The sequence below is a fragment of the Serratia sp. SSNIH1 genome, from assembly GCF_002935055.1.
GTDB lineage: Bacteria > Pseudomonadota > Gammaproteobacteria > Enterobacterales > Enterobacteriaceae > Serratia > Serratia nevei.
Window position 1 is genome coordinate 2,336,553 of record NZ_CP026383.1, and the last position, 25,855, is coordinate 2,362,407.

At 57.5% G+C, this 25,855-nt stretch carries 23 protein-coding genes and 1 pseudogene; 13 read left to right on the top strand and 11 right to left on the bottom strand.

Features of this window, described 5'->3' with window-relative positions; all coding sequences use genetic code 11:
• The first annotated feature begins 71 nt into the window (after window positions 1-71).
• On the top strand, window positions 72-1,082 hold the full coding sequence (gene pyrD / locus C3F38_RS11190) for a quinone-dependent dihydroorotate dehydrogenase (RefSeq protein WP_019454516.1): 1,011 nt from the start codon (window positions 72-74) through the stop codon (window positions 1,080-1,082).
• Between the two features lie 176 nt (window positions 1,083-1,258).
• The gene (locus C3F38_RS11195; RefSeq protein WP_004928171.1) at window positions 1,259-1,807 is read left to right on the top strand and encodes a cell division protein ZapC; all 549 of its coding nucleotides are present in this window, start codon (window positions 1,259-1,261) and stop codon (window positions 1,805-1,807) included.
• A gap of 6 nt (window positions 1,808-1,813) precedes the next feature.
• Here C3F38_RS11195 and C3F38_RS11200 read toward each other — a convergent pair whose 3' ends face one another.
• Window positions 1,814-2,917 (bottom strand): YcbX family protein, encoded by a 1,104-nt coding sequence (locus C3F38_RS11200; RefSeq protein WP_038874255.1) that lies wholly within the window; start codon window positions 2,915-2,917, stop codon window positions 1,814-1,816.
• A 103-nt stretch (window positions 2,918-3,020) separates the two neighbouring features.
• On the opposite strand from C3F38_RS11200, the gene rlmKL reads away from it, so the two are divergent.
• From rlmKL to rmf, 6 genes are all read left to right on the top strand, one after another.
• Entirely contained in the window at window positions 3,021-5,147 is a 2,127-nt protein-coding gene (gene rlmKL, locus C3F38_RS11205) for a bifunctional 23S rRNA (guanine(2069)-N(7))-methyltransferase RlmK/23S rRNA (guanine(2445)-N(2))-methyltransferase RlmL (protein WP_094966301.1), read from the top strand.
• A gap of 5 nt (window positions 5,148-5,152) precedes the next feature.
• Entirely contained in the window at window positions 5,153-7,057 is a 1,905-nt protein-coding gene (locus C3F38_RS11210) for an ABC transporter ATP-binding protein (RefSeq protein ID WP_055316263.1), read from the top strand.
• A 73-nt stretch (window positions 7,058-7,130) separates the two neighbouring features.
• Entirely contained in the window at window positions 7,131-8,447 is a 1,317-nt protein-coding gene (gene pqiA, locus C3F38_RS11215) for a membrane integrity-associated transporter subunit PqiA (RefSeq protein ID WP_071845268.1), read from the top strand.
• A complete protein-coding gene (pqiB, locus tag C3F38_RS11220; protein ID WP_048232766.1) occupies window positions 8,434-10,080 on the top strand; it encodes an intermembrane transport protein PqiB in 1,647 nt (548 codons plus the stop codon). The genes pqiA and pqiB overlap by 14 nt, the downstream gene beginning before the upstream one ends.
• Window positions 10,077-10,637, top strand: a complete 561-nt coding sequence (gene pqiC, locus C3F38_RS11225) for a membrane integrity-associated transporter subunit PqiC (RefSeq protein WP_055317072.1) — start codon at window positions 10,077-10,079, stop codon at window positions 10,635-10,637. The genes pqiB and pqiC overlap by 4 nt, the downstream gene beginning before the upstream one ends.
• Before the next feature lie 270 nt (window positions 10,638-10,907).
• Window positions 10,908-11,078, top strand: a complete 171-nt coding sequence (rmf, locus tag C3F38_RS11230) for a ribosome modulation factor (RefSeq protein ID WP_004928150.1) — start codon at window positions 10,908-10,910, stop codon at window positions 11,076-11,078.
• 316 nt (window positions 11,079-11,394) lie between these two features.
• Here the strand turns inward: rmf and fabA are convergent, their stop codons facing one another.
• Window positions 11,395-11,913 carry a bifunctional 3-hydroxydecanoyl-ACP dehydratase/trans-2-decenoyl-ACP isomerase gene (gene fabA / locus C3F38_RS11235; RefSeq protein ID WP_038875228.1) on the bottom strand — a complete coding sequence of 173 codons (519 nt, stop codon included), beginning with the start codon at window positions 11,911-11,913 and terminating at the stop codon, window positions 11,395-11,397.
• A 68-nt stretch (window positions 11,914-11,981) separates the two neighbouring features.
• Window positions 11,982-13,730: a Lon protease family protein gene (locus C3F38_RS11240; protein ID WP_055317073.1), complete on the bottom strand. Its 1,749-nt coding sequence runs from the start codon at window positions 13,728-13,730 to the stop codon at window positions 11,982-11,984.
• 210 nt (window positions 13,731-13,940) lie between these two features.
• Here C3F38_RS11240 and matP point away from each other — a divergent pair, with 210 nt between their 5' ends.
• Window positions 13,941-14,399, top strand: a complete 459-nt coding sequence (gene matP, locus C3F38_RS11245) for a macrodomain Ter protein MatP (protein WP_019454505.1) — start codon at window positions 13,941-13,943, stop codon at window positions 14,397-14,399.
• A gap of 101 nt (window positions 14,400-14,500) precedes the next feature.
• On the opposite strand, the gene ompA is transcribed toward matP, so the two are convergent.
• Together ompA and sulA are read right to left on the bottom strand one after the other, a co-directional pair.
• Window positions 14,501-15,583: a porin OmpA gene (gene ompA / locus C3F38_RS11250; protein WP_038875614.1), complete on the bottom strand. Its 1,083-nt coding sequence runs from the start codon at window positions 15,581-15,583 to the stop codon at window positions 14,501-14,503.
• A 357-nt stretch (window positions 15,584-15,940) separates the two neighbouring features.
• The gene (gene sulA / locus C3F38_RS11255) at window positions 15,941-16,447 is read right to left on the bottom strand and encodes an SOS-induced cell division inhibitor SulA (RefSeq protein ID WP_047727899.1); all 507 of its coding nucleotides are present in this window, start codon (window positions 16,445-16,447) and stop codon (window positions 15,941-15,943) included.
• A gap of 229 nt (window positions 16,448-16,676) precedes the next feature.
• Between sulA and C3F38_RS11260 the strand changes: the two genes are divergently transcribed.
• Window positions 16,677-17,321, top strand: coding sequence for a TfoX/Sxy family DNA transformation protein (locus C3F38_RS11260; protein WP_055312436.1), 645 nt, complete (start codon window positions 16,677-16,679; stop codon window positions 17,319-17,321).
• A gap of 16 nt (window positions 17,322-17,337) precedes the next feature.
• On the opposite strand, the gene yccS is transcribed toward C3F38_RS11260, so the two are convergent.
• From yccS to C3F38_RS11275, 3 genes and pseudogenes are all read right to left on the bottom strand, one after another.
• Window positions 17,338-19,473, bottom strand: coding sequence for a YccS family putative transporter (gene yccS, locus C3F38_RS11265; protein WP_055317074.1), 2,136 nt, complete (start codon window positions 19,471-19,473; stop codon window positions 17,338-17,340).
• Between the two features lie 26 nt (window positions 19,474-19,499).
• Entirely contained in the window at window positions 19,500-19,952 is a 453-nt protein-coding gene (locus C3F38_RS11270) for a YccF domain-containing protein (protein WP_004928120.1), read from the bottom strand.
• A gap of 89 nt (window positions 19,953-20,041) precedes the next feature.
• Window positions 20,042-21,248: pseudogene (locus C3F38_RS11275) on the bottom strand (ISL3 family transposase).
• Here C3F38_RS11275 and C3F38_RS26390 point away from each other — a divergent pair.
• Both C3F38_RS26390 and helD read left to right on the top strand, forming a co-directional pair.
• Complete coding sequence (locus C3F38_RS26390; RefSeq protein ID WP_199767247.1) at window positions 21,189-21,422, top strand: hypothetical protein; 234 nt, start codon at window positions 21,189-21,191, stop codon at window positions 21,420-21,422. The pseudogene C3F38_RS11275 and the gene C3F38_RS26390 overlap by 60 nt on opposite strands.
• Before the next feature lie 15 nt (window positions 21,423-21,437).
• Window positions 21,438-23,492 carry a DNA helicase IV gene (gene helD / locus C3F38_RS11280; protein ID WP_055316222.1) on the top strand — a complete coding sequence of 685 codons (2,055 nt, stop codon included), beginning with the start codon at window positions 21,438-21,440 and terminating at the stop codon, window positions 23,490-23,492.
• 33 nt (window positions 23,493-23,525) lie between these two features.
• Here helD and C3F38_RS11285 read toward each other — a convergent pair whose 3' ends face one another.
• A complete protein-coding gene (locus C3F38_RS11285) occupies window positions 23,526-23,984 on the bottom strand; it encodes a methylglyoxal synthase (protein WP_038875247.1) in 459 nt (152 codons plus the stop codon).
• Between the two features lie 122 nt (window positions 23,985-24,106).
• Window positions 24,107-24,772: a DUF2057 family protein gene (locus C3F38_RS11290; protein WP_055312439.1), complete on the bottom strand. Its 666-nt coding sequence runs from the start codon at window positions 24,770-24,772 to the stop codon at window positions 24,107-24,109.
• A gap of 255 nt (window positions 24,773-25,027) precedes the next feature.
• Between C3F38_RS11290 and C3F38_RS11295 the strand changes: the two genes are divergently transcribed.
• A complete protein-coding gene (locus tag C3F38_RS11295; protein ID WP_047727892.1) occupies window positions 25,028-25,441 on the top strand; it encodes a CoA-binding protein in 414 nt (137 codons plus the stop codon).
• Window positions 25,442-25,498: 57 nt separating this feature from the next.
• Here C3F38_RS11295 and hspQ read toward each other — a convergent pair whose 3' ends face one another.
• Window positions 25,499-25,816 carry a heat shock protein HspQ gene (gene hspQ / locus C3F38_RS11300; protein WP_033637900.1) on the bottom strand — a complete coding sequence of 106 codons (318 nt, stop codon included), beginning with the start codon at window positions 25,814-25,816 and terminating at the stop codon, window positions 25,499-25,501.
• Between the last annotated feature and the right edge of the window lie 39 nt (window positions 25,817-25,855).

Genomic DNA, 25,855 nt, shown 5'->3' on the forward strand with positions numbered 1-25,855 from the left:
ATCAATTCCAATTGGGCGGGGGATGCCGGATAATATGCCCCCGGTTTGCAACCGGGAAATCAGGAGAGTCCATGTACTACCCCCTCATCAGGAAAGCGTTGTTCCAGCTCGATCCGGAACGTGCGCACGAAGTGACCTTTCGTCAGCTCAGCCGTATTACCGGCACCCCATTAGCGTTTCTTGTCCGTCAGTCCGTGCCGACCAAACCGGTCAGCTGCATGGGGCTGTCGTTTAAAAACCCGCTGGGATTGGCCGCCGGTCTGGATAAAAACGGCGAGTGCATCGATGCGTTCGGCGCGATGGGCTTCGGCCATGTGGAAGTCGGCACCGTGACGCCGCGCCCGCAACCGGGCAACGACAAGCCGCGCTTGTTCCGCGTGGTTGAGGCGGAAGGCCTGATCAACCGCATGGGGTTCAATAACCATGGCGTGGACAATCTGGTTGAAAACGTTAAGAAATCCCATTTCGGCGGCATTCTTGGGATCAATATCGGCAAGAATAAAGATACCCCGGTCGAACAGGGTAAAGACGATTATTTGATCTGCATGGATAAAGTTTATCCGTATGCCGGTTATATCGCGATTAACATCTCGTCACCGAATACGCCGGGGTTACGATCCTTACAGTATGGTGAAGCGCTGGACGATCTTTTGGCGGCGATTAAAAATAAGCAGCAGGAATTACATGCGCGCCATCACAAATATGTGCCGGTGGCGGTAAAGATCGCGCCGGATCTTTCAGAAGAAGAATTGATCCAAATTGCCGATAGCCTGGTGCGGCATAATATCGATGGCGTGATCGCCACCAATACCACGTTGGATCGAAAATTGATCCAGGGGCTGAATTACTGCGAACAAGCGGGCGGGTTAAGTGGGCGTCCGTTGCAATCACGCAGCACCGAAGTGATCCGTCGTCTCTCCACCGAACTGCAAGGGCGCTTGCCGATTATCGGCGTGGGCGGCATCGATTCGCTGACGGCGGCGCGCGAAAAAATGGAGGCCGGCGCGAGCCTGCTGCAAATTTATTCCGGATTTATCTATCACGGCCCGCGTTTGATTAAAGATATCGTTACCCATATCTAATATTTTTCCTCTCATTTTATTCCGGGGGTTTATTTCTGCCCCCGGCTCGTCTATATTTTGTTCGTTAGCATAAATATCGTTCGCGGAATTATCCGATGTTTAAGCTATTTTATCGGTGATAAAATCGCCTTTTAGGGTGAGTGCGGCGTTGGCATAGGCAGCGAGAAGGATACGAAATGAAGATAAAACCTGACGATAATTGGCGTTGGTATTTTGATGCCGAACACGATCGGCTAATGCTGGATTTAGCTAATGGTATGATCTTTCGTTCACGTTTCCCGGCCAAAATGTTAACGCCGGACGCCTTCGATGAATGCGCTTTTTGCGTGGATGACGCCGCCCTTTATTTCACCTATGAAGAACAGTGCAAACAGGTCAAGCTCAGCCATGAGCAGCGCGCCGAGCTGGTGTTGAATGCGCTGGTCGCCTACCGCTTCCTGAAACCGCTGATGCCGAAGAGCTGGCATTTTTCGCAGCAGCATTACCCGTTGCAGCCGAAAAACGGCGAGCTGGCGGCGGTGAAAGTGATGGAAAGCGGCGCGGAAGCGCGCCTGCTGGTGGTAGAGGCCGGGGATAACGCCAGCCTGTGTCTGCTGGCGCAAAACCAGCTGACGGTCGCCGGCCGCACCATGGTATTGGGCGATGCCATCAAGGTGATGCACGATCGGTTGAAACCCTGCGCGCAGGATGAAAGCGCCGCCCCGGCTTACGACAGGGCGGTATAAGGCGGATTACGCCAGGGTCAAATCACTTTTCGGGATGCAGCTGCAGCACAGGATGGTGCCGTTGTCGCCCAGCGCGCTTTTCTTCAGGGGCGCGACTTCACCGCTCAGCAACGTAATGCGGCAACTGCCGCAAATCCCGGCGCGGCAGGAGTAAGGTACGCGGATGCCTTGCTGTTCCAGCTGCTCGAGCAAGATCTGCTGGTTATTGCCGGTAAACACCTTTCCTTCGTATTCGATAGTGACGCTGTGCTCGCTGTCTTGCGGCGCTTGCACGCTCTCCACCACTTTGCCTGCGCCATAAGGGCGCGGCGGTTTGGTCGACAGCACTTCCACCGTATCGCCCACGCGAATAATGCCGCTGTTGCGCGCGATCATGTTCTGGCCGAAATCGATGTCGCCGTTGTCGGCGGAACGGAATTTTTGCAGCGTGCTCAGCGGTTCGCCGCTCGGGTGCTTGCGGCCACGCTCGGTGCTGACGGTGGTGAGCACGCAGCGGCTGCAGGGTTTCACCAGATCGAACATGACGTCGCCGACGCGGATCACCTGCCAGCCGTCCTCGGCCCAGGCGGTCGCGCCACTCACCACCAGGTTGGGGCGGAACTGTTCCAGCTTGATGCTGCCGGGGCAACGCTGCTGCAGATCGTTGAACGAAGCCTGGTTAATCAGCAGATAAGGATAGCCGTCGGCAAACGTCAGCGGGATCTCGGGGTGCTTCTTCACTCGGCGGGTCAACTCCGGCCCCAGCCAGCGCAGCTGCACGTCACGCTGGAAATAGCCGCTCAGCCAGCGGTTGATCTCATCCGGCGCGATCAGCGCGGTGAAATGGTTGCCCCACACCTCGGTCGGCTGCGGCGCGGCGGCGAAGTCGCTGAAGCGAATGGCGGCGCTTTCGCCGTCCGGCGCGGTCAGGAATAGCCCGTCCGGCAGCAGCGCCGGCGTGAACAGCACCATCTGCGGGTATTGGCGCGCGGTAATAAAGGTGCCATCCGGTTCGGTGATCATAAAGTTGCGGTCGAAGGCCAGACCGCTGCTGCCGACCTGGGCGTAAGAAAGCTGCAGACCGCGCAGTGATTTAACCGGATGGACGTAGAGTCTGGAAAGCGTGATCACCCTTATCTCCGTGCGATTATTAAATAGAAGGGAGCAACTTTATGACAAGCGGTGCGGATTAGCTATAATGCGCAACAATTTTCTTTTTGGTGATAAGCACGATATGAACTCTTTGTTTGCCAGCACGGCGCGTGGATTGGAAGAACTGTTAAAAAGCGAGCTGGAAGCGCTTGGCGCTCACGACTGCAAAGTGGTGCAGGGTGGGGTACATTTTCAGGGTGACGATCGTCTTCTGTACCAAAGCCTGCTGTGGAGCCGCCTGGCTTCGCGCATTCTGTTGCCGCTGAACGAATTCCGCGTGCACAGCGATCTGGATCTGTACCTCGGGGTGCAGGCGATCGACTGGCCGAGCATTTTTGGCGTGGATAAAACCTTTGCCGTGCATTTCAGCGGCGTGAACGAAGAGATCCGCAACAGCCAGTATGGCGCGCTGAAGGTGAAAGACGCCATCGTCGACAGCTTTACCCGCAAACTTGACCAACGCCCGACGGTCGCCAAGCAGCAGCCGGATATTCGCGTTAACGTCTTCCTGCAGCGCGATCTGGCCAGCGTGGCGCTCGATCTGAGCGGTGAAGGCCTGCATCAGCGCGGTTACCGCGATCTCACCGGCCAGGCGCCGCTGAAGGAAAACCTGGCGGCCGCCATCGTGCTGCGTTCCGGCTGGCAGCCGGGCACGCCGATGCTCGATCCGATGTGCGGCTCCGGCACGCTCTTGATCGAAGCGGCAATGATCGCCGCCGATCGCGCGCCGGGCCTGCACCGCCAACACTGGGGCTTCAGCGCCTGGAACGGCCACAACGCCGAACTGTGGCGTGAAGTCACCACCGAAGCGCAGGTGCGCGCACGCCGCGGCCTGCAGGAAACCGCCTCTCGCTTCTTCGGCTCTGATATCGATCGCCGGGTGATTGAAATGGCGCGCGGCAACGCCCGCCGTGCCGGCGTCGCCGAGCTGATCACCTTCAACGTCGGCGACGTGGCGCGGTTGACCAATCCGCTGCCGGAAGGTCCGCACGGCACCGTGATCAGCAACCCGCCGTACGGTGAGCGTCTGGAAAGCGAACCGGCGCTGATCGCGCTGCACAACATGCTGGGCCGCGTGATGAAAAGCGCCTTTGGCGGCTGGCAGCTTTCGCTGTTCAGCGCCTCGCCGGAGCTGTTGAGCTGCCTACAGCTGCGCGCCGAGCGCCAGTTCAAGGCGAAAAACGGTCCGCTGGAGTGCGTGCAGAAAAACTATCAGCTGGCGGCGAACCCAGCCGGAGCCACTACCGGCGGCGTGCAGGTGGCGGAAGATTTCGCCAACCGTCTGCGCAAGAACTTGAAGAAGCTCGACAAGTGGGCGAAACAGCAGGGCATTGAATGCTACCGCCTGTACGATGCCGATCTGCCAGAATACAACGTCGCGGTGGACCGCTACGGTAGCAAGGTGGTGGTGCAGGAGTATGCGCCGCCGAAAACCGTCGATGCGCAGAAAGCGCGTCAGCGCCTGTTCGATGTGATCAACGCGACGCTGGCGGTGCTGGAATTGCCGTCGAATCAGCTGATCCTGAAAACCCGCGAGCGGCAGAAGGGCAAGAACCAGTACGAGAAACTGGCGCAGAAAGGCGAGTTCCTGCTGGTGGAAGAGTATAACGCCAAGCTGTGGGTCAACCTGACCGACTATCTCGATACCGGCCTGTTCCTCGATCACCGTATCGCGCGCCGCATGCTGGGCGAGATGAGCAACGGCAAGGACTTCCTGAACCTGTTCGCCTATACCGGCACCGCCAGCGTGCACGCCGGGCTGGGCGGCGCACGCAGCACCACCACGGTGGACATGTCGCGTACCTATCTGGAATGGGCGGAGAAGAACCTGCGAGCCAACGGCCTGACCGGCCGTCAGCATCGGTTGATCCAGGCCGACTGCCTGTCGTGGCTGAGCAACGCCAACGAACAGTTTGACGTGATCTTCATCGATCCGCCGACGTTCTCCAACTCCAAGCGGATGGAGAACACTTTTGACGTGCAGCGCGATCATCTGGCGCTGATGAAAGATTTGAAACGGTTGCTGCGCCGTAACGGAACCATCATGTTCTCGAACAACAAGCGCGGTTTCCAAATGGATATGGCAGGGCTGAGCGCGCTGGGCCTGGAGGCGAAAGAGATCACCGCCAAGACGCTGTCGCAGGACTTTGCTCGTAACCGTCAGATCCACAACTGCTGGCTGGTGACTCACGCCGGCGAAGGAAAATAATTACTATGTCGTTAATCAGCATGTCCGGCGCCTGGCTCTCTTTCAGCGATGCGCCGCTTTTAGACAACACCGAAATTCATATCGAAGACAACGAGCGCGTGTGTCTGGTCGGGCGCAACGGCGCCGGTAAGTCCACGCTGCTGAAGATCCTCGGCAAAGAGATCCCGCTGGACGACGGCCGGGTGGTCTACGAACAGGATCTGATCGTGGCACGCCTGCAACAGGATCCGCCGCGTAATATCGGCGGCAGCGTGTTCGACTTCGTGGCCGAAGGCGTCGCGGAGCAGGCGGAACACCTGAAGGCGTATCATGCGATTTCTCACCTGGTGGAGAGCGATCCGAGCGAGAAAAACCTGGCGCGCATGGCGCAAATCATGGAGATCCTCGACCACCAGGGGCTCTGGCAACTTGACAGCCGCATCAGCGAAGTGCTGCTGCAGCTGGGGCTGAACGGCGACGCCGAGCTTTCCTCGCTGTCCGGCGGCTGGCTGCGCAAAGCGGCTCTGGGGCGCGCGCTGGTGAGCTCGCCGCGCGTGCTGCTGCTCGACGAACCGACCAACCACCTGGATATCGAAACCATCGACTGGCTGGAGGGTTTCCTGAAAGAGTTTGACGGCAGCATCGTCTTCATCTCGCACGACCGTTCGTTTATCCGCAACATGGCGACGCGCATCGTCGATCTGGATCGCGGCAAGCTGGTTTCCTGGCCGGGCAACTACGATCTGTATCTGCAGAGCAAAGAAGAAGCGCTGCGGGTGGAAGAGCTGCAAAACGCCGAGTTCGATCGCAAGCTGGCGCAGGAAGAGGTCTGGATCCGTCAGGGCATCAAAGCGCGCCGTACCCGTAACGAGGGGCGCGTGCGCGCGCTGAAGGCGCTGCGCGTCGAGCGTTCCCAGCGCCGCGAAGTGATGGGCACCGCCAAGATGCAGGTGGAAGAGGCGACTCGCTCCGGCAAAATCGTGTTCGAGCTGGAAGACGTCAACTATCAGGTCGGCGAAAAAGTGCTGGTGCGCGGTTTCTCCGCCCAGGTACAGCGCGGCGATAAGATTGCGTTGGTGGGGCCGAACGGCTGTGGCAAAACCACGCTGCTGAAACTGATGCTCGGTCAGCTGAAAGCCGACAGCGGCCGCGTGCACTGCGGCACCAAGCTGGAAGTGGCCTATTTCGACCAGCACCGCGCGGATCTCGATCCGGAGCGCACGGTGATGGACAACCTGGCGGAAGGCAAGCAGGAAGTGATGGTCAACGGCCGTCCTCGTCACGTCTTGGGCTACCTGCAGGACTTCCTGTTCCACCCGAAACGCGCGATGACGCCGGTGAAGGCACTTTCGGGCGGTGAGCGTAACCGCCTGCTGTTAGCTAAGCTGTTTCTGAAACCGAGCAATCTGCTGATCCTCGATGAACCAACCAACGATCTCGACGTCGAAACGCTGGAGCTGCTGGAAGAGTTGATCGACGGCTATCAGGGCACCGTGCTGCTGGTCAGCCACGATCGCCAGTTCGTCGACAACTCGGTGACCGAGTGCTGGATCTTTGAAGGCAACGGCGTGATCAACGCCTTCGTCGGCGGTTACTACGATGCGCATCATCAGCGCGCCACGGCGAAACCGATTCGCCAGGCGGCGCCGAGCGCGAGCAAACCGGCGGCGGAGAAAAAGACCGAACAGCCGAAGAAAGCGGCGGCCAAGCTGAGTTACAACCTGCTGCGCGAACTGGAACAGTTGCCGCAGCGGCTCGAACAGCTGGAGGTGGAAATCGAAGCGCTGCAGGCGCAGATGAGCGATGCCGACTTCTTCACGCGGCCGCACAGCGAAACGCAAGAAGTGCTGACGGCGCTGGCTAACGCCGAGCAGGCGCTCGAGCAGGCCTTCGCCCGTTGGGAAGAGCTGGAAGCGATGAAAAACGGCTGACCGTTGCGATACCGCCCGCGCGCTGCTGCGGGTGGTATCGACGTGCCGGTGAGCAACGTTATTGAGGAGGAATATGGTGTGTTCCCACAACAATCATCAGCAGCATAGCCATTCCGTACCTTCGGCGGAGCACCAGGATAACCTGATGCTGTGCCCGCAGTGCGACATGCTGGTGGCGCTGCCGCCGCTGGCCTATGGCAGCAAAGCGGTATGCCCGCGCTGCAAAACCACGCTCAGCACCCGCTGGGACGAACCGCGCAAGCGGCCGATCGGTTACGCGCTCAGCGCCTTGTTCATGCTGGTGCTGGCCAACATTTTCCCGTTTATCAACATGCGCGTCGCCGGCCTCGGCAACGAAATCCGGCTGATTCAAATTCCGGAGGTCATGGTGGCGGAAGACTACGCCAGCATGGCCACCTTGTTTATGGTGTTCGTGCAGCTGATCCCGGCGTTTTGCATGGTGGCGATCGTTCTGCTGTGCGCCAAAGTGCGCTTGCCGCTGGGGCTCAAAGAGTGGATGGCCCGGGTGCTGTTCCAGTTCAAAACCTGGTGCATGGTGGAAATTTTCCTCGCCGGGGTGCTGGTCAGCTTCGTCAAGCTGATGGCCTACGGCGATATCGGCATCGGCAGCAGCTTCGTGCCTTACTGCCTGTTTTGCCTGCTGCAGGTGCGCGCCTTCCAGTGCGTGGATCGGCGCTGGCTGTGGCAGGACATCGAACCGGCACCGCGTCTCGATCGCCCGCTGACGGTGGGGCGCACCGGCATGCGCCAGGGCGTGCGCTCCTGCGCCTGCTGCACGGCGATCCTGCCGGCCAATCAGGTGCGCTGCCCGCGCTGCCACACCAACGGCTACGTGCGCCGCCGCCACAGCCTGCAGTGGACGCTGGCGCTGCTGGTGACCTCCATCATGCTGTATATCCCGGCCAACCTGATGCCGATCATGGTGACCGAGGCGCTGGGCAACAAGATGAATTCCACCATCATGGCGGGGGTGGTCCTGCTGTGGGGGAGCGGCTCTTATCCGGTGGCGATGGTGATTTTCATCGCCAGTATCATGGTGCCGTCGCTGAAAATGCTGGCGATCGGCTGGTTATGCTGGGATGCCAACGGCAGGAAGAAGCCGCGTGCCGACAGCGAGCGGATGCACCTGATTTATGAAGTGGTCGAGTTCGTTGGCCGCTGGTCAATGATCGACGTGTTTGTGATCGCCGTATTGTCGGCGCTGGTGCGAATGGGGCAGTTGATGAGCATTTATCCTGCGACGGGCGCCGTGCTGTTCGCGCTGGTGGTGATCCTCACCATGTTCGCCGCCATGACATTTGATCCCCGGCTGACCTGGGATCGCGCAAGTGAAACAATCAACAAGGAGCCGCAAGGTGACGGAAAATAATCATAGCGTCGCAGACGTTGAGAAGATCAAACGCTGGTCGCCGGTGTGGATCATTCCCATCGTGACCGCGCTGATCGGCGCCTGGATCCTGTTTTACCACTTCAGCCATCAGGGGCCGGTGGTGACGCTGGTCACCACGACGGCGGAAGGGCTGGAAGCGGGTAAAACCAAAATCAAAAGCCGTAGCGTGGACGTCGGCGTGGTGGAAACCGTCACGCTGAGCGATGATCTGAGCAAGGTGATGGTGCAGGCGCGTCTCAATGCCGGCATGGAGAAACTGCTGCGTCAGGACTCCGCCTTCTGGGTGGTGAAGCCGCAGATCGGCCGTGAAGGCGTTTCCGGGCTGGGCACGCTGCTGTCCGGCGCCTATATCGAACTGCAGCCGGGCAGCAAGGGCAAAGACGGCAAAGACAACTATCAGCTGCTCGATGCGCCGCCGCTCGCCTCCCCGGACGCCAAGGGGCTGCGCATCGTGCTGGACAGCGAGAAATCGGGCCAGCTCAACGCCGGCGACCCGGTGCTGTTCCGCGGCTATCGCGTCGGGTCGGTGGAAACCAGCTACTTCGATCCTAAAGAACGCGCCATGCGCTATCAGCTGTTCATCACCGCGCCTTACGACCAGCTGGTCACCACCAACGTACGCTTCTGGAAAGACAGCGGCGTGGCGTTCGACATGTCGGCGCAGGGCATGCGGGTGGAGATGGGCTCGTTGACCACGCTGTTCAGCGGCGGCGTCAGCTTCGACGTGCCGGACGGCTGGGATCGTGGTGAACCGGCGAAAGAGAAGGCAGAGTACCGGCTGTTCGACAACCAGCGCAGCACGCAGGATTCGCTGTATACCGTGCATAAGAATTACCTGCTGTTCTTCTCCGATTCGGTACGCGGCCTGCAGCCGGGCGCCCCGGTCGAGTTCCGCGGCATCCGCCTGGGCACGGTAGCGCAGGTGCCGTTCTATAAAGACGGCATGGCGCAGCGCCTGGATAACGACTACCGCATTCCGGTGTTGATCCGCATTGAGCCCGATCGGCTTCATAAACAGCTGGGGGACAACGTCGATATAGAGGCGCACCTAAAAGACGCGGAATCGCGCGGCATGCGCGCCTCGATGAAGTCCGCCAACCTGCTGACCGGTTCGCTGTATATCGATCTCGACTTCTATCCGCAGGAGAAACCGTGGAAAGGGCCGCGCGAGCTGTTCGGTTATCCGCTGATGCCGACCACCAGCGGCGGGCTGGCGCAGATCCAGCAGAAACTGATGCAGACGCTGGACAAGATCAACGCGATGCCGATCAATCCGATGATCAACGAAGCGACCAAGACGCTGGCGGAAAGTCAGAAAACCATGAAGTCGACGCAGCAGACCATGAAGTCGCTGAACGACATCATCGCCAGCAAAGAGATGCAGGCGCTGCCGCAGGACATGCAGAAAACGCTGCTGGAGCTGAACCGCAGCATGAAAGGGTTCCAGCCAGGTTCACCGGCTTACAACAAGATGGTGGGCGATATGCAGCGCCTCGACCAGGTGTTGCGTGAGCTGCAACCGGTGCTGCGCACCCTGAATGAGAAGAGCAACGCGCTGGTGTTTGAAGCCGCCGGCAGCACTGACCCTCAGCCGAAGAAGGCCACGAAATGATGAAATGGATCCCGGTAGCCCTGGCGCTGTTGCTCAGCGCCTGCAGCAGTTCGCCACAGAAGACCTACTATCAGTTGCCGGCGCTGGGGGTGCCGGCCGCGGCCGGCAGCAGCGGCGCTTCCACGCGCCAGCTGTGGCTGGAGCACGTGAGCGTGGCGGATTATCTGGCGCAGAGCGGTGTGGTGTATCAGACCAACGACGTACAGTATGTGATAGCCCAGAACAACCTGTGGGCCAGCCCGCTTGACCAGCAGCTGCAGCAAACGCTGGTCACCAACCTGAGCAGCGCGCTGCCGGGCTGGGTGGTTTCTTCGCAGCCGATGAGCAGCGATCAGGATGTGCTGAACGTGACCATCAGCGGTTTCCATGGCCGCTTTGACGGCAAGGCGATCGTTCGCGGCGAGTGGGTGCTGAACCGCCAGGGGCGCTTGATCAAACGGCCTTTCAGCCTGGAGTTGAAACAGGGTGAGGACGGCTATGATGCCCTGGTGCGCACGCTGGCGCAGGGCTGGCAGCAGGAAGCTCAGGCTATCGCAGCACAGATGGGCGGCATTTAGTCATAATTTGGTCTAAAATTGTCTAATCCCTGTCAGCTTGGAAAGTCTTTTTTCCTCCCTGGCAGGGATTCTTTTTTTATTTCAAACGGTTAAACCCTTCCCCGGCAGATCAGCCACTTAGCACTTTCCTCGGGCGTAGCTCACAAATATGACATTGGCGTGAATTTTGCGCATTGATCTTCTCTTCTTTTAGCGCTATTGATTACTCGTGGCTGCGCAAAAAGCAGCCATTGTTTTCTTTCCACCAGACCAAAATGAGGGAAACGAGGCATGAAGAGACAGAAACGCGATCGTCTGGAAAGGGCGCATTCGAGAGGGTATCAGGCAGGTATTTTAGGGCGTTCCAGGGAACATTGTCCCTACCAATCATCAGTGGACGCCCGGTCTCAATGGCTGGGAGGTTGGCGAGAAGCCATGGAAGACAGGGCTGTGACCGCTTAAGCGGCTCCCTGTCAAATAAAAGGAATAACCTCCGCCCTTGGCGGAGGTTTTTGTTTGTGGCCTCTGAGGTGGCATCACCCAGGGCGCTCTCAGCGGGGTTATTGCTTCGCGCTGGCCTGACGAGGAGCAAGAAAGCGTGATTCGTATAGACGAGGCACGCTTTAGGCGCTCTGGTGGCGGGTAAACAGGAGATCCTTAAATGGAGGGCGGAGGCGGTGCAAGGCATTGAGGGATAAAAGAAATGCCGCCACGATAGACGTGACGGCATGCGCGATCGTTGGAAAAGAAGGCGGTGGCCGCCTTCTCGTCAGCGTGATTAGAACGCTGCGGTATCCTTGAACAGGCCCACTTTCAGATCGGTGGCGGTATAGATCACTTCGCCGTCAACCAGCACTTCGCCATCGGCGACGCCCATGATCAGCTTGCGGGTGATAACGCGCTTGAAGTTAATGCGGTAAGTCACCTTCTTGGCGGTTGGCAGCACCTGGCCGGTGAACTTGACTTCACCGACGCCCAGCGCGCGGCCTTTGCCTTCGCCGCCCAGCCAACCGAGGTAGAAACCGACCAACTGCCACATGGCATCCAGGCCCAGGCAACCGGGCATGACCGGATCGCCGATAAAGTGGCAACCGAAGAACCATAGGTCCGGATTAATATCCAGCTCCGCTTCCACATAACCTTTGTTGTGAGTCCCGCCGTCTTCGCTCAGTTTGACCACGCGGTCCATCATCAACATGTTACCTGCCGGCAACGGTGGGCCACCGGCGCCGAACAGCTCGCCACGGCCGGATGCTTCGAGGTCTTCTTTCGTATAGGAATCGCGTTTATCTACCATGTTCTCAGTAAGCCTTATTTTAATGAAGGACGCAGGTTAGCTAACACGTGTACGCTGAACAAGTCCGATCAGCCGTGGTTGAACCAGTTGAGCCAGCGCAGCGGCCATGGACGACGGCGTTCCTGCAGGCTCACCTGCGCAATCCGTTCCTGAATGGCCGCCAACAAATTCGGCTGTTGTTCATCAGAGTAGAGGCAACCTGTAAGCAAAGGCAAGGCTTCCGCCGCGCTCTCTACCGCCCACAGATGGAATTGCCCCTCGCGTACCGCGTCGACGACATCTTGACGCAGGCAGAGGTGGCGCACGTTGGTCACGGGCAATACCACGCCCTGTTTGCCCGTCAGGCCGCGGCGTAAACAAACTTCGAAGAAACCTTCGACCTTTTCGTTAACGCCGCCTATCGGCTGTACGTTGCCGAATTGGTCGACGGAGCCGGTGACGGCGAGCTGCTGTGTGATTGGTTGCTGCGACAGAGCGCTGACCAAGGCGCACAGCTCGGCGAGCGAAGCGCTGTCGCCATCCACTTCACCGTAAGATTGTTCAAAGACGATGGAAGCGGAGAAGGGCAACTGCTGATCCAAATCCAGTTCGGCGATAAGGAACGCCTGCATGATCATCATGCCTTTAGCATGCAGGTTGCCGCCCAGCTCGGCTTTGCGCTCGACGTCGGTAAACTCGCCGTCGCCAAGATGCACGACGCAACTGATGCGCGAGGGCTCGCCGAAGCTGCGCGGATGGCCGGGATAATCCAGGACTGACAGGCCGTTGATCTGCCCGATCACTTCACCCTCGGTCTCAATCAGGATCTGACCCAGCTCAATCTCATCCTGCATACGCTCGGCCAGATAGCTTTCACGCCATTCGCGGGCATTCAACGCCGCCTCAAACGCTTTGGCGGTAATGCGCTCCTCTTCGGCATACAGTGCGGCCTCGGACAGCTGCTGGCCAAGCCAAACCGGCGAGAGTGGCAGGATGCCCTGATCGCCGGTGTAACGCACAGCCTGGACGATCAGCGGCGGCCAGGCGTCGGCCGCTAACATCGGCAACTGCCGATCGGCAATCACGCCGTTGACGTAGCCGCACCACTGCGCCATATCATCAACTTCAGTCAGTTGCAGATCGTCTTCGTATTCGCCATAGACGGCTTGTTCACTCAGTTCCGGCTCGATATCGTGGAAATCGGCCAGGCCGTGGCGGTCGCCGACCACAATCAGCCGCAGATCCAGCGGCATCGGCGGAATGGTTACCGGCAGTGGGCGGGTTTCGTCAGGCGAAACCCAATGGAACTGGCGCTGGCCGATCATTTGCTTCAGCCGCAGCCATAGCAACGGCTGGGCCAGCAGCGCCCTGGCCGACAGGATCAGGACGCCGCCGTTGGCCTGGTGCACCAGACCTGGCTGCAGGGTAATGTCGCCATGGTGGATCCGTACGCAGCCAAACAGCTGCTCGGGTTCAATCCATTCCTGAAACACGCAAGCACCGCCGGCGGCGAAAGGTTCATCGCCACGGCTGGCCGGTTCTACGCTGACCTTGCCATCCTGAATGACGTAGTGGCTGCCGCGGTATGTCGCGTCTTTCGTCAGCAACGGTTTGACGGCGTTAGCAATCAGTTCCAGGTACTCTCGCGTTTCTTGCGCTTTCAACAGCATGAAACGCGGTGGCGACTGAGGGTGGCAAAATAGCGTCAGGGCATTTTCCAGCCGAGGCTGAATGGCGGAAAAGGGCACGGGTGCCAACTGAGCGGCGGTATCAAATATCGCCTGATAAGGCGTTACGTCCGGCAATAAAGATTGCCATTCAAGTCGGTTATTGGTCAAAGTGTTAGATGCAATCGTTAAAAAGGGAAAGGGGGATTATACAAGAATAACGGCGGCTTGATACATGTGGAGTGCCAGTTGGCATCAGGGAGTTTGACATCGCGCGATGACTGTGCAAAAAACATTCTAAATGACGGCTTAATTGCCGGGGAAATTCGGCGCAAAGCTGTTATGCTTATTTGAAGTTACGCGGTCACTGAAGAGCTCAAGATGAAATATCAGCAACTGGAAAATCTGGAGAGCGGTTGGAAATGGAAGTACCTGGTGAAGAAGCACCGGGAAGGGGAACTTATTACCCGCTACATTGAAAACAGCGCTGCTCAGGAGGCGGTTAACGAGCTGCTGAAGCTGGAAAATGAGCCGGTAAAGGTACTTGCATGGATTGCCGCTCATATGAATCCGGAGCTGGATAACCGGATGAAGCAAACGATCCGCGCCCGCCGCAAACGTCATTTTAACGCAGAACATCAGCATACGCGTAAAAAATCTATCGATCTGGAGTTTTTGGTTTGGCAACGCTTGGCTGCCCTGGCGCGCCGTCGTGGCGTCACGCTGTCGGAAACGGTTGTGCAGCTTATCGAAGATGCTGAGCGCAAAGAGAAGTATGCGAATCAGATGTCGTCGTTGAAAGAAGATTTGAAGGCGATTCTCGGTAAAGAACCTAAGTAAACGGGGCAGAGCGCCTTAGTTACACTGGGTCTTGAATGTTCTGATAACAGCAGGACGAAAAAAAACCCCGCAATGCGGGGTTTTTTATTAGGCGAGTAAACTTAGCCCTGAGGCTGAGTTACAACGTCTTTGATACCTTTAACTTCGATCTCTACGCGACGATCTGGTGCCAGGCAGTCGATCTGAGCTTTGGTAGCGCGGCCAGCTTTGTAGCCACAGGTGTTGCCAGTAACTGGATCAGCTTTGCCCATGCCACGTGCAGAGATTTTGTCTGACGGGATGCCTTTGGAGACCAGGTAGTCAACAACGCTTTGTGCGCGTTTTTCAGACAGTTTCTGGTTGTACTGAGCAGAACCAACGGCGTCAGTGTAACCCAGAACAACTACGGAACCGTCTTTAGGATCCATGGAGCTCAGCTGGGAGTACAGCTGATCCAGAGCCTGCTGACCTTGTGGCTTCAGAGTTGCTTTGTTGAAGTTGAACAGCACGTCAGACTTCAGAGTGAAACGCTTGGTTTCAACAACTGGAGCCGGAGCTGGAGCTGGAGCAACTGGAGCAACTACGTCATCCTGACCGAAGCGGTAAGAAACGCCCAGGCTCAGCATGGTGTTGTCTGGACGTGCGCCAACGGTACCTGCGTCACCGATGTTGCTTACGAACTGGTAGTCCAGGCGGGTAGCCCAGTTTTTGGTCAGTGCGTATTCAACACCAACAGCAGCCAGCGGAGAAACGCCGGTGTCGTGGTCGCTCAGACGCTGACCAGTGCGGCCGTAGTTAGCTTTGGAGTCTGCACGCCATACCATACCACCCAGACGAGTGTAGATATCCAGATCGTCAGCAATTGGGTAGCTCAGTTTAGCAGCCAGTTGAACGCCCTGCGCTTTGAAAGCACCGTTGTTCACGCTGCCTTTGTAAGGCATACGGCCGAGCCAGTCATAGCCCAGTTCGAAGCCCAGGTATTGGTTTGCCTGGTAGCCCAGGAACGCGCCGGCACCCAGCTGATCTTTGTGGGTTGGGCCGTTGCCGATACCGTTCTGGTAACCGTTGCCGTAGAAACCAGTGTCGTGGTACTGGGACCAGCCCAGTTTAGCACCGGTGTACCAGGTGTTATCTTTTGGAGCGGCTTGCGCTACGGTAGCGAAACCTGCCAGTGCCACTGCTAATGCGATAGCTGTCTTTTTCATTTTGCGCCTCGTTATCATCCAAATAGGCAATGAGCTTTAAAGCTGTTTTAAGCCCTTGGTTAAATTCCTTCGCCAAGGTTTAAGCCCTCGTTTGTTACTCGCCAGTTTTTCTGACGTTATAGAGCAACCTTGGCGATGTAAAGTCTACAACGTGGCGCGAAAGTTACAAGTGTGATGTGATAAGGCTCTAAAAAAAAACGCGGAATCGTACATATTTGCTAACATTCTTAGCCTAAAAAAACGACGATTCATCGGGCGTTTTTGCTTGGCAAACCGCGGCCGGACTAGCTTTGTGCCTTATCCCGCAAAGGTTCCCTCTACGGGGTGCGAAAATGATGGGAAAAATCCTAAATTTACTTAATGATACAAAGAAGAGTGAATTTTTAGGGTGGAACAGTGTCCGTGAGTCGGGTCAATGTCACGTTGAGGACGCATGATAAACCCGTAGGCATTACCCAATTCTGCAGCACGTCTTAATTTTAGACGATCCTCTTCCGTTAGCTCGGGCAACCAGCCGAGTACCACGCTGTAGTTCCCCGTTTGCAGCGCTTTTTCCATTGCCTCAACCGTATTCACCGGGCTGATTTGGCTCAACTGTACCATTTTATCCACCGGCAGGCCGGATTGCTGCAGCCATTGCTTGCTTAACTTTTGCTGCGGCGTCAGCCACAGAAGCCAGCGAGACTGCTTGCCCAGTTGCTGCAGCAGGGGCAACAGCAGTTGAGCCACTGCGGGCTGGCGCTCGTTGTAAACAAGTTCACTGATCAAGCCATTCTCTTTGCCGACATTTGTGTTCTTCGCAACGCTGTTCGCGGTAAAAGAGCCATGGCTAAAATGAGGTTGGTAGAGTGATTGAGTACGCATAAAGTTCCCGCCCGTCGTGTTACTGTATGTTTATACAGTATCCCTGATTTCGGATAAGATCAACCCAAATTTTCGTAGCGGCTCGCATAATTGCGATCATTTTTTGTACCGGTGTTTTTTGTGATTGGCATGCAGACGGATAGTGCGTATTTTTCTAATTAGTTGTTCACGTTACTTTTTTCATTGATGAGAGAAATAATACGACCGGAACCTAAAAAGGAGGAACGCTATGAAAAGGATGTCGACGAGAAGAATTACGCAGGCTAAAAGTTGCTTCGCGGCGCTGGGCTCCATCACCACGCGGTCACAGTTTGGCGGCTATGGGCTGTTGGCTGAGGGGGTGATGTTTGCAGTGATAGCGGAAGGCGAGCTGTATTTGCGGGCTACAGCGAGCATGGAACCGGCCTTTCGCGCTCGGGGCATGGTTAATATGGTCTATTCCAAGCGCGGTGTGCCCATCACTTTGCGCTATTACTGGGTTGACGAGTCACTGTGGCGGGAACGTAACGAATTGGTGGGGCTGGCCTGGCAAGCTGTCAGGGAGGCCCGTCGGGAACAGCGGCTCAAGGCCGGCGACCACGGCAGATTGAAGGCGCTGCCGAATATAGATGTCAATATGGAGCGACTGTTGTGGCGAGCGGGTATCCGCAACGCTTATGACCTGCGGTTGCAGGGCGCGAAACGCAGCTATCTTAGCCTGCTGCAACAACAGACCAATCTGGGATTGCGCGTCCTGTTGTCGCTGGGCGGGGCGATAGCCGGTTATCATCAGGCGGCATTACCGGCTGAATTGCATAACGAATTGGTGCGCTGGTTCGATCATATGATGGCGATGCGCCGCCATGGACATGAGCCGGTGATTCAGGGCCCGTAGAGCAGGCCCTGAATAATTAGGCTGTCTTATTGATTTGGGTGTGCAGCGCGGTGAGTTCCGGCAGAAGTTCTAGCACCAGACCCACCTGCTGCAAAACCAGCTGTTCTTTGCTTTCAGGTTCCGGAACGGCTTGGCGAATGCGCTCCGCCAGCTGTTCCAGCGCCTGCGCAATGCGCTGGCTGTTCTGTTCTTCCTGATGCAGGGCGCCGTCCACGTAACACACGGCATCATTGAGCAGGTCGAGCGTGGCAGGGGTATTCAGCCGCTCGCGGTGCGCACCCAACGCCGAGATGTAACTCAGGAGTGTGTGGTTCAGGCAGAGCAGGCGAAAGGCGGCTTCCTGCAGAGCCTTGTCGGCCTTGGGATCGGCGGACATGTTGGAGATGACCGAAGCCAGCTCGGCATCGCTGTTGTGGGCATCTCGCCGCGCAATGCGGTAGGCGAGGCCGTTATCCTTACCCTGGTGGTATTGCACCAGAATGGCGTCCAGATAACGGCAGTTGGCATTCAGCGTTTTATCCACCACCGCCGGCAGTTGGCGGAACTTCCAGTCCGGCCAGATAAAGCTGACTGCCGCCCAAGCGATGGCGCAGCCCAGCAAGGTATCGTAAACGCGCGGAGCTGCCACTTCGAATCCTTCACCCAACAGGTTAAAGCACAACAGCACCAGCAGCGTGATGAACATCGTCGCGTGCGCATATTGTACGGTGCGGAAAGCGAAGAACAGAACGCCGGTGATGACGATCAACACCAGCTGACCTTCCAGTGAAGGCACGAAATAGAGGATTGGCAGGCCGATAAGAATACCGGCCAGGGTACCGATGATGCGCAATGCCAGGCGTCGGCGGGTGGCATTGTAGTTCGGTTGGCAGACGAACAGGCTGGTCAACAGGATCCAGTAACCGTGCTGCATGCCGGTGAATTGAATGAAGGCATAACCCACGCAAAGCACCACCGACATGCGGATCGCGTGGCGAAACAGGGCCGACTGGGGCGTCAAATGGCGGCTGATGCGCAGCCGGATATCGCTCCAGCCGGTTAAGCGGTCATCGGCCAGGCTGTTCTCTTCCGCTTGCCCGCTGGCCAGCGTCTGCTCTGATTCGATATTGGCCAGCTGCGCATCGATCGCATGCAGGTTTTTCAACAGATGCGCCAGCGCCTTGGTCTGCTCGGTATTGCCCTGGGTTTCGGCGATGCGCACCAATGCCTCCTGAATGCGGCTGAAAGCCGGTTCAAAGCGCGGGTTGTGCTGGTACTTTTGCCGCAGCAGGATCGATTGTGCCAATTGGCGGCAGGCGCGCGCCTGCATGCTCAGCAAACGCTGGAAGCGGAACAAAATGTCGCTGTGGCGGAATTGCCGGCTGAGCGCGTGGTACTGAACGTGGGAAGAGCTGGCGCGTTCGTGGATATCCTGCGCGACAAAATAGTAGTGCAAGGTGCGGCGGGTGCCACGCTGGCCGCGATCGCCTTTCAGGCGCGTCAGCAGCGAGGCTTTGGTTTGGTTAAGCAACGCGACCAAGGCGCTGTTGGCCATCGCGACATCCATCCAGGGCAGATCGGCGTCGCGCTCGGCATCGGGATCGAACAGATTGGCTTTGGCATCCAGATAGTTGGCCAACTGATCGTAGCAGCGCGCGAGGTTCTCTTGCAGCGGCCGGATAGGGAACAGCAGGTGGCCCGCCAGCATCAGCAGGTTGTACCACAGTGCGCCGATCACCAACAGCAGCGGTTGCTGATACCAGGCGTCGTACATGGCGGTACCGAGCATGGTATAAACCGCGATCAGCAGCGCGCCGAAGGCGATGGTGGCATAACGTTGCCCCAAGGCACCGAGCAGGATAAAACCGCAGGTTGACGTGGTTAAGCCAAGGGCGAACAACCAGGGGTAGGGGAACAGCAGCTCGATTGAAGCAGAGGCGACAAAGAAGCACACCAGCGTGATCAGCAGGTTGCGTAACCTGCCGGCCAGGCGGTCATCCAAATCAGTCAGGGCCGCCGCCACGACGCCCAGCGTTAGCGGGATGGTCAGCTTGGGAATGCCCAGCCACCAGGGAACGGCGGTGGTGCCGATCAGCGCAATAAGGATGCGCAGGTGGTACAGCAGGTTGCTGTTGTAGGTATAACGACGAACTGCGGGTGCAAAAGAGAGCACGAAAAACTCCTCAAACGGAGAAAAAATTAACGCTGATGATAGTGGCGGCGAGCATTCTCAATACGCGCTTGCTGAGCCATTTCTACCGAGACGACGCGGCGCCCCACCGGCCACAGCGCGATGGCGGCAATTTTGAAATTGGCGATGCCGACCGGAATGCCGATGATCGAAACGCACTGCACGATACCGGCGGCGATGTGTGACAGGCATAGCCACCAGCCGAACAGCACCAACCAGATAATGTTGAGCAGCGAACCGCCGGCGGAGAGCAGCGCATTGCTTTTTTCCGGGTAGAGTTCATCGACGTGGATTGCCTCATTGCCGAAAGGCACCAGCGACAGCTTGGTGATTTCCCAGCAGGAGCGGGTGAGCGGCAGCGTGATGACCAGCAGCACGCTGAACACCGTGGCGATGAGCCAACCCAGCGTGGTGAAGAAACCGCCCAACACAAAATTAAGAATATTCAGTACAGTACGCATAGACGTCATTCTGCTCTAATGATGGCCAAACCGCGATGCGGGCGTATTCACGATAAAAACGCAAAATCTATTCTACCCTTTTTTTAGGTTCATCGCGCTTTACCGGGGAACGCTGCTTTGATTTTCAGGAAGAAGTAAGCGTTATCCCGGTATCCATAGGCCATCCGCTTCATCACTTTTATCTTATTGTTCATCCCTTCCAGCACGCTGGTATTCAACCTGTGTCTGGCACTCGCGATGATGCCACCGGCATACCCTTTCAGTTTCTCGGCGAAGTGTTGCAACGCCTTGATTCCGCTTTCCTGAGACTGCCTGTACCAGCTTACCCAGCGTCTCTGCGCCTCTTGTTCACTCGGGGCGTACCACAGTTCTTTCAGCGCTGTTTTCATCAGCCAGACCACATTCAACGGCTGATTCGCCTCCAGCAACTCCGTGAGCTTTACCTCATGCCCTTCGGGCAGGTTTTCTGGGTTGCGCAGCAGCAGCCAGCGGCTGCGTTTGATGACCTGACGCGCTTTTGGGTTATCACGGAGTTGATTGGCCTGGTCGACGCGGACCCGGTCGATAACCTCCCGGCCATACTTTGCCACCACATGGAACAAGTCATAGACCACTTCCGCCTGCGGGCAGTGATGCCTGACCTCCAGGTCTAACGCCGTATTCATATCCATGGCGACAGACTGGATAGCAGCACAGCCTTCAGCGCCCAGCCAGACGAAGAAGGGGCGGAAGGCCGCTCTGCTGCGGCCTTCGCCCACCCACAACACCTGTTGCGTATCCGCATCCATCACCACGGTGGCATAACGATGTCCTTTGAACAGGGCGAACTCATCCATCACCAGACGGCGGAGGGTATGGCGCTGCGGCTCTGTCCGTTCCCGCAGCAGACGCCGGTAGTCGATATTCTTGACCGTATGCCAGTGCAGGCCGGTGAGTTGTGCAACGTGCTTAATCGGCAGTAAACGGGTCAATGACTCAACCCATACGGATAGCGTCGTGGTATATCTCTGGCGTTCAGGCAACCAGCTGATTTTTTCGGTGGTGACCCCGCAATGGGGGCAACACAGGCGCCGGACGGGGACGTTGAGCCAGACGACCCAATCGAGCAGCTGGCGTTCACGCACTCGGCGGAAGGAAACATCATGCACAACAGGCACCCGCCCTTCACAGCGCCGGCAGCAGGGGGGGGACGGCAGAATCAGGCTGGAGCTGGATAAGCAGGGAGTTGGCAGAAGGATGCGAGAAGGAATTGACGATAAAGCCTTCCCAGAACAGGGAGCAAAGGTTAGCATTCATAGTGACGGCAGTTTTGAAGGTTTAGGGTGTGTTTTGGCGAATACAAACCTAAACGTTCTGACTGCCGTTTTCTATTGGTTCACGCTAAAGCGCGATGAACCTTTTTTTAGCGCTAGAGTGCCACTGCTTATCACAGGTAAACTGGCAGATATCCGTTATTTAATCTCAACATAGTCATGGCGCGACGATATGGAACTTAAAGCGACATCGCTGGGGAAACACCTGGCTCAGCACCCTTATAACCGCGTGCGGTTGCTGCACGCCGGCGTTGAGGTGAGCGGGGAAAAACATGAATACCTGATCCCCTTCAATCAATTGATTCAGGTCAGGTGCAAGCGCGGCATCGTCTGGGGCGAGCTGGAATTTGAATTGCCGGACGAAAAAGTGGTGCGGCTGCACGGCACCGAATGGCAGGAAACGCAGCGTTTTCATCATTATCTGCAGCAGGCCTGGCAGCAGTGGAGCGCAGAAATGAGCGAGGTCAGCGCCGGCGTGTTGCAACAGCAGGTGGCGCAGATCCAGCGCATCGAGCAGCAAGACAAATGGTTTAAAAAGTCTGAGCTGGGCAAGTTGCAGCAGCAAATCCACGAGGCTTTCTCCGCGTTGCCGATGCCGGTAGCGCGTCTGGATGAGTTTGATAACTGCCGGGTTGATTATCATCTGTGTCTGCAATGGCTGCAGCAGGGGCTGCGCAGCGTCGAACAACGCAACCGGCAGTGGACCGAACGCATGCTGGAGCAACATCACGACTTCTTCCAGACCGTCGAGAGTTCACCGCTCAATGACTCTCAGAGCCGTGCGGTGGTCAACGGCGAGGATTCCGTTCTGGTATTGGCGGGGGCCGGCAGCGGCAAAACGTCGGTGCTGGTGGCGCGCGCCGGCTGGCTGCTGCGCCGTCAGGAGGCGGAGCCGGGCCAAATTTTGCTGTTGGCGTTCGGCCGTCAGGCAGCGAGTGAGATGAATGATCGCATCAAAGCGCGTTTGGGCGATGTCGGCATTCAGGCCAAGACATTCCATGCATTGGCGCTGCAGATCATTCAACAGGGCAGCCGCAAAGCCCCGGCCATCAGCCGATTGGAAACCGATGCCAAAGCGCGCAAAGCGTTGCTGATTACCCACTGGCGCCAACAGTGCGCAGAGAAAAAAGCCCAGGCCAAGGGGTGGCGTCAATGGTTGAGCGACGAGTTGGCATGGGAAGTGCCGGAAGGCGACTTTTGGCAGGATCAACGCCTGGCGGATCGGCTGGCGGGCCGCTTGGAACGCTGGCTGGGGCTGATGCGCATGCACGGCGGCAGCCAGGCGGAAATGATTGAGCAGGCGGATGAAGAAATCCGCGATCTGTTTTCAAAACGCATCCGGCTGATGGCACCGCTGCTGAAAGCCTGGAAAAGCGCCTTGAAAGAGGAAGGGGCGGTGGACTTCTCCGGTCTGATCCATCAGGCGGTCAATATTCTCGACAAGGGGCGCTTTGTCAGCCCGTGGAAACATATTCTGGTCGATGAGTTTCAGGATATCTCGCCGCAGCGTGCGCTGTTGCTGGCGGCGCTGCGCCGGCAAAACAAACAGACCTGCCTGTTTGCGGTGGGGGATGACTGGCAGGCGATCTATCGTTTCAGCGGTGCAGAGTTGACGTTAACCACGGCGTTCGCCACTCACTTCGGTGAAGGGGCGCAGTGCGCGCTGGATACCACTTATCGTTTCAATGAACGTATCGGTGAGGTAGCCAACCGGTTCGTGCAGCAGAACCCGCACCAGTTGAAAAAACCGCTCAACAGCCTGAGCAAGGGCAATAAAAAGTCGGTGGCGATCCTGCCGCACGAGCAGCTGGAGCCTTTGCTGGATAAGCTGAGCGGCTATGCCAAGCCGGACGAGCGCATCCTGGTGCTGGCGCGCTACCATCATCTGAAACCTGAAGCGCTGGCGAAAGCGGCCACCCGCTGGCCCAAGCTGGATCTGGAATTCATGACCATCCATGCCAGCAAGGGGCAGCAGGCGGAATACGTCATCATCGCCGGTTTGCATGAAGGGCGTGACGGTTTCCCCGCCGTGGCGCGCGAGTCGGTGTTGGAAGAGGTGCTGCTTCCGCAGCCGGAGGATTTTCCGGATGCTGAAGAACGCCGCCTGCTGTATGTCGCATTGACTCGCGCCAAACATCAGGTATGGCTGTTGCAGGATCGTGAACGCCCTTCGGTGTTCGTCGAACAGCTGCAAGATCTTGGCGTACCGGTGCAGAAAAAACCATAGGCATCAGGCCTGGCGGTAGCCAGGCCGCGAGGACTACTTCAGGCGCTCTTGCAGATAGCGCTGATAGTCGGGGATGGCGATCTCCACCTCGCTTTTGAACAGTGGAGAGTCGATCAGAAAGTCCGCGGTCGAGCGGTTGGTGGCCACCGGGATATTCCATACGGTCGCCAGCCGCAGAAGCGCCTTCACGTCCGGATCGTGCGGTACCGCGTTCAGCGGATCCCAGAAGAAGATCAGCATGTCTATCTTGCCTTCCGCAATCAATGCGCCAACCTGCTGATCGCCGCCCATGGGGCCACTCAGCATGCTGGTGACCGGAATGCCGCTGGCGCGCTGGATCAGGTTACCGGTGGTGCCTGTGGCGTACAGCTGGTGCTGCGCCAAAATGGTCTTGTGGCTCTCTACCCACTCCAACAGGGCCTGTTTGCGGTGATCGTGCGCCACCAGCGCAATGTGTTTGCGCGCGGCGATAGTGCGGGTGGTCAATTCCATCTCGGTGTCCTTCGCTAATCGGGGATGTGCGACAGATTACTGAAACTGTTTTTCACTGCCTAGCGTTTGCGCTTGAAAATGCGAAGAAAAGGCGCCTTTGCGGGGAAAGACGCCGGGAAGGATCAGCGAACCGGCTGTTTATTGGCCCACCGCAGAAAACGCTTCTGTGTTTCCTTGTCGGCTTGCTGGAACCAATATTGCAGCATCTGTTCCGACACGTTTTCCCCTTTCAGCGTGACCGTTGGGGCGTTCAGCGGCGTGCCGGCCAGCGAGGGCGTTGAGGGATTACCGGCGTTCGCCTGAACGAAGGCCGCGACGGAGGCGGAGCGATTCTGGCGGTTGTAATCCGTCATCACCTTTTCCAAATCGGCATTGAAGGTGACGCTGTCGGGATGCAGCACGTCATGCCGGAACGGCAGGGCGTTGCCGTCTTTATCGACCACCAGATAATTCAACGTCTTGTCAAAGCGTTGCGCATCGCGATCGTTCTCGATGCGCGGCAGTTCGATCGCCACCTGGCTGATCTTTTGCGTATTGAAGGAGGCAACCAGCGGCAGGGAAGCATAGGCCTGCGTATGCTGGCCGGCGCGGACGTTTTTGGTCACTTTAAACAGCAGCTGGTGCTGTCCGCCATCCAGTTCAAGACTGTCGGCGCCTTTTAACAACGAACCTGTCATTTTCTTGCCGTCGACCACCAGCAGGTCGATGTCCGGGGAGAGTTTCAGGGTCGTAGCCGCGGCAGGCATGCTGATGCTGAGCAACGCCGCAACCACCAGACCAAATTTCATCATTATCTCCTTATAAAGTGACGTAGCTCTAAGTGTTGAACGCGGCACAGGTTGTGTCAAAATTTTTCAATCGGGCGTTATGTTCACATTTTTACATATTTTATCGCGATTAGACACGACCATGAGCAGCTGAACCGCGACAGCCTCTGACCATAAGATTGCGCTGAAGTTTCCCTCGCGTTGCGTTTAGCCGAGCGGGTGCCGATCGGTTACACTCGAAGCGGAGAGTGGCGGAGTGATAAACGGGAGTTGAAGATGCAAGATCAAGAGATTATCGAGCTGTTGCAGCAGGTGAAAACTATCGCGCTGGTCGGTGCCAGCGATAACCCGTCGCGGCCCAGCTATGGGGTGATGGCATATCTGTTGGCGCAAGGCTACCAGGTGATCCCGGTCAGCCCAAAACTGGCGGGGCAGACGCTGCTGGGGCAGCCGGTTTACGCTACGCTGGCCGCTATACCACAGCCGGTGGATATGGTTGACGTGTTTCGCAATTCAGAGGCGGCTTACGGCGTGGCGCAAGAGGCGATAGCGATCGGCGCCAGGGCACTGTGGCTGCAGATCGGCGTGATTAACGAGCAGGCGGCGGAGCTGGCGCAACAGGCCGGGCTGCGCGTGGTGATGGATCGCTGTCCGAAAATCGATATTCCGCGTTTGGGGCTGGAGCGTTGAATAAAAAGGGCCTGGCGTGATGCCAGGCCCTCTCGGGTTTCTCAGGTCTTGGCGCGGTCAATTGCGCAAGCGTGGCGCCTGTAGCTGGTGGCGGATGGATTCCGCCAGTTCATCCAGCGATGGTTGCTCGGGGTGTGCCTCCTGGGCTTCGCTATCCAGCTGCGCTTCCGCCAGATAGGTGTGTACCGGTTGGCCTTCCTCGTCTTCCATCACCACGTGGTACCAAGGGGCGGAACGCAGTTCATCGTTCGCCGCTATCTCGTCAGCTTTGGGTTGTTCCAAAGAGTATTCCGGGTCGATATCGATCACGACACCTAAATACCCCAGCAGTTTATGCCTAACCTGTTGTCCGATACCGAATTTGCTGGCAATCATGATGACCTCCTGAGAAACAATGCCTTGCTCATATATGGG

Excerpts from the sequence above, each read along its gene's own strand:
- C3F38_RS11210 (WP_055316263.1), top strand. The coding sequence starts at position 5,153 with ATGTCGTTAATCAGCATGTCCGGCGCCTGGCTCTCTTTCAGCGATGCG.
- ompA (WP_038875614.1), bottom strand. The coding sequence starts at position 15,583 with ATGAAAAAGACAGCTATCGCATTAGCAGTGGCACTGGCAGGTTTCGCT.
- hspQ (WP_033637900.1), bottom strand. The coding sequence starts at position 25,816 with ATGATTGCCAGCAAATTCGGTATCGGACAACAGGTTAGGCATAAACTG.
- C3F38_RS26390 (WP_199767247.1), top strand. The coding sequence starts at position 21,189 with ATGCGAGAAGGAATTGACGATAAAGCCTTCCCAGAACAGGGAGCAAAG.
- matP (WP_019454505.1), top strand. The coding sequence starts at position 13,941 with ATGAAATATCAGCAACTGGAAAATCTGGAGAGCGGTTGGAAATGGAAG.
- pqiC (WP_055317072.1), top strand. The coding sequence starts at position 10,077 with ATGATGAAATGGATCCCGGTAGCCCTGGCGCTGTTGCTCAGCGCCTGC.
- C3F38_RS11270 (WP_004928120.1), bottom strand. The coding sequence starts at position 19,952 with ATGCGTACTGTACTGAATATTCTTAATTTTGTGTTGGGCGGTTTCTTC.
- helD (WP_055316222.1), top strand. The coding sequence starts at position 21,438 with ATGGAACTTAAAGCGACATCGCTGGGGAAACACCTGGCTCAGCACCCT.
- fabA (WP_038875228.1), bottom strand. The coding sequence starts at position 11,913 with ATGGTAGATAAACGCGATTCCTATACGAAAGAAGACCTCGAAGCATCC.
- pyrD (WP_019454516.1), top strand. The coding sequence starts at position 72 with ATGTACTACCCCCTCATCAGGAAAGCGTTGTTCCAGCTCGATCCGGAA.
- C3F38_RS11285 (WP_038875247.1), bottom strand. The coding sequence starts at position 23,984 with ATGGAATTGACCACCCGCACTATCGCCGCGCGCAAACACATTGCGCTG.
- pqiA (WP_071845268.1), top strand. The coding sequence starts at position 7,131 with ATGGTGTGTTCCCACAACAATCATCAGCAGCATAGCCATTCCGTACCT.
- rmf (WP_004928150.1), top strand. The coding sequence starts at position 10,908 with ATGAAGAGACAGAAACGCGATCGTCTGGAAAGGGCGCATTCGAGAGGG.
- rlmKL (WP_094966301.1), top strand. The coding sequence starts at position 3,021 with ATGAACTCTTTGTTTGCCAGCACGGCGCGTGGATTGGAAGAACTGTTA.
- C3F38_RS11260 (WP_055312436.1), top strand. The coding sequence starts at position 16,677 with ATGAAAAGGATGTCGACGAGAAGAATTACGCAGGCTAAAAGTTGCTTC.
- C3F38_RS11295 (WP_047727892.1), top strand. The coding sequence starts at position 25,028 with ATGCAAGATCAAGAGATTATCGAGCTGTTGCAGCAGGTGAAAACTATC.
- C3F38_RS11195 (WP_004928171.1), top strand. The coding sequence starts at position 1,259 with ATGAAGATAAAACCTGACGATAATTGGCGTTGGTATTTTGATGCCGAA.
- sulA (WP_047727899.1), bottom strand. The coding sequence starts at position 16,447 with ATGCGTACTCAATCACTCTACCAACCTCATTTTAGCCATGGCTCTTTT.
- C3F38_RS11290 (WP_055312439.1), bottom strand. The coding sequence starts at position 24,772 with ATGAAATTTGGTCTGGTGGTTGCGGCGTTGCTCAGCATCAGCATGCCT.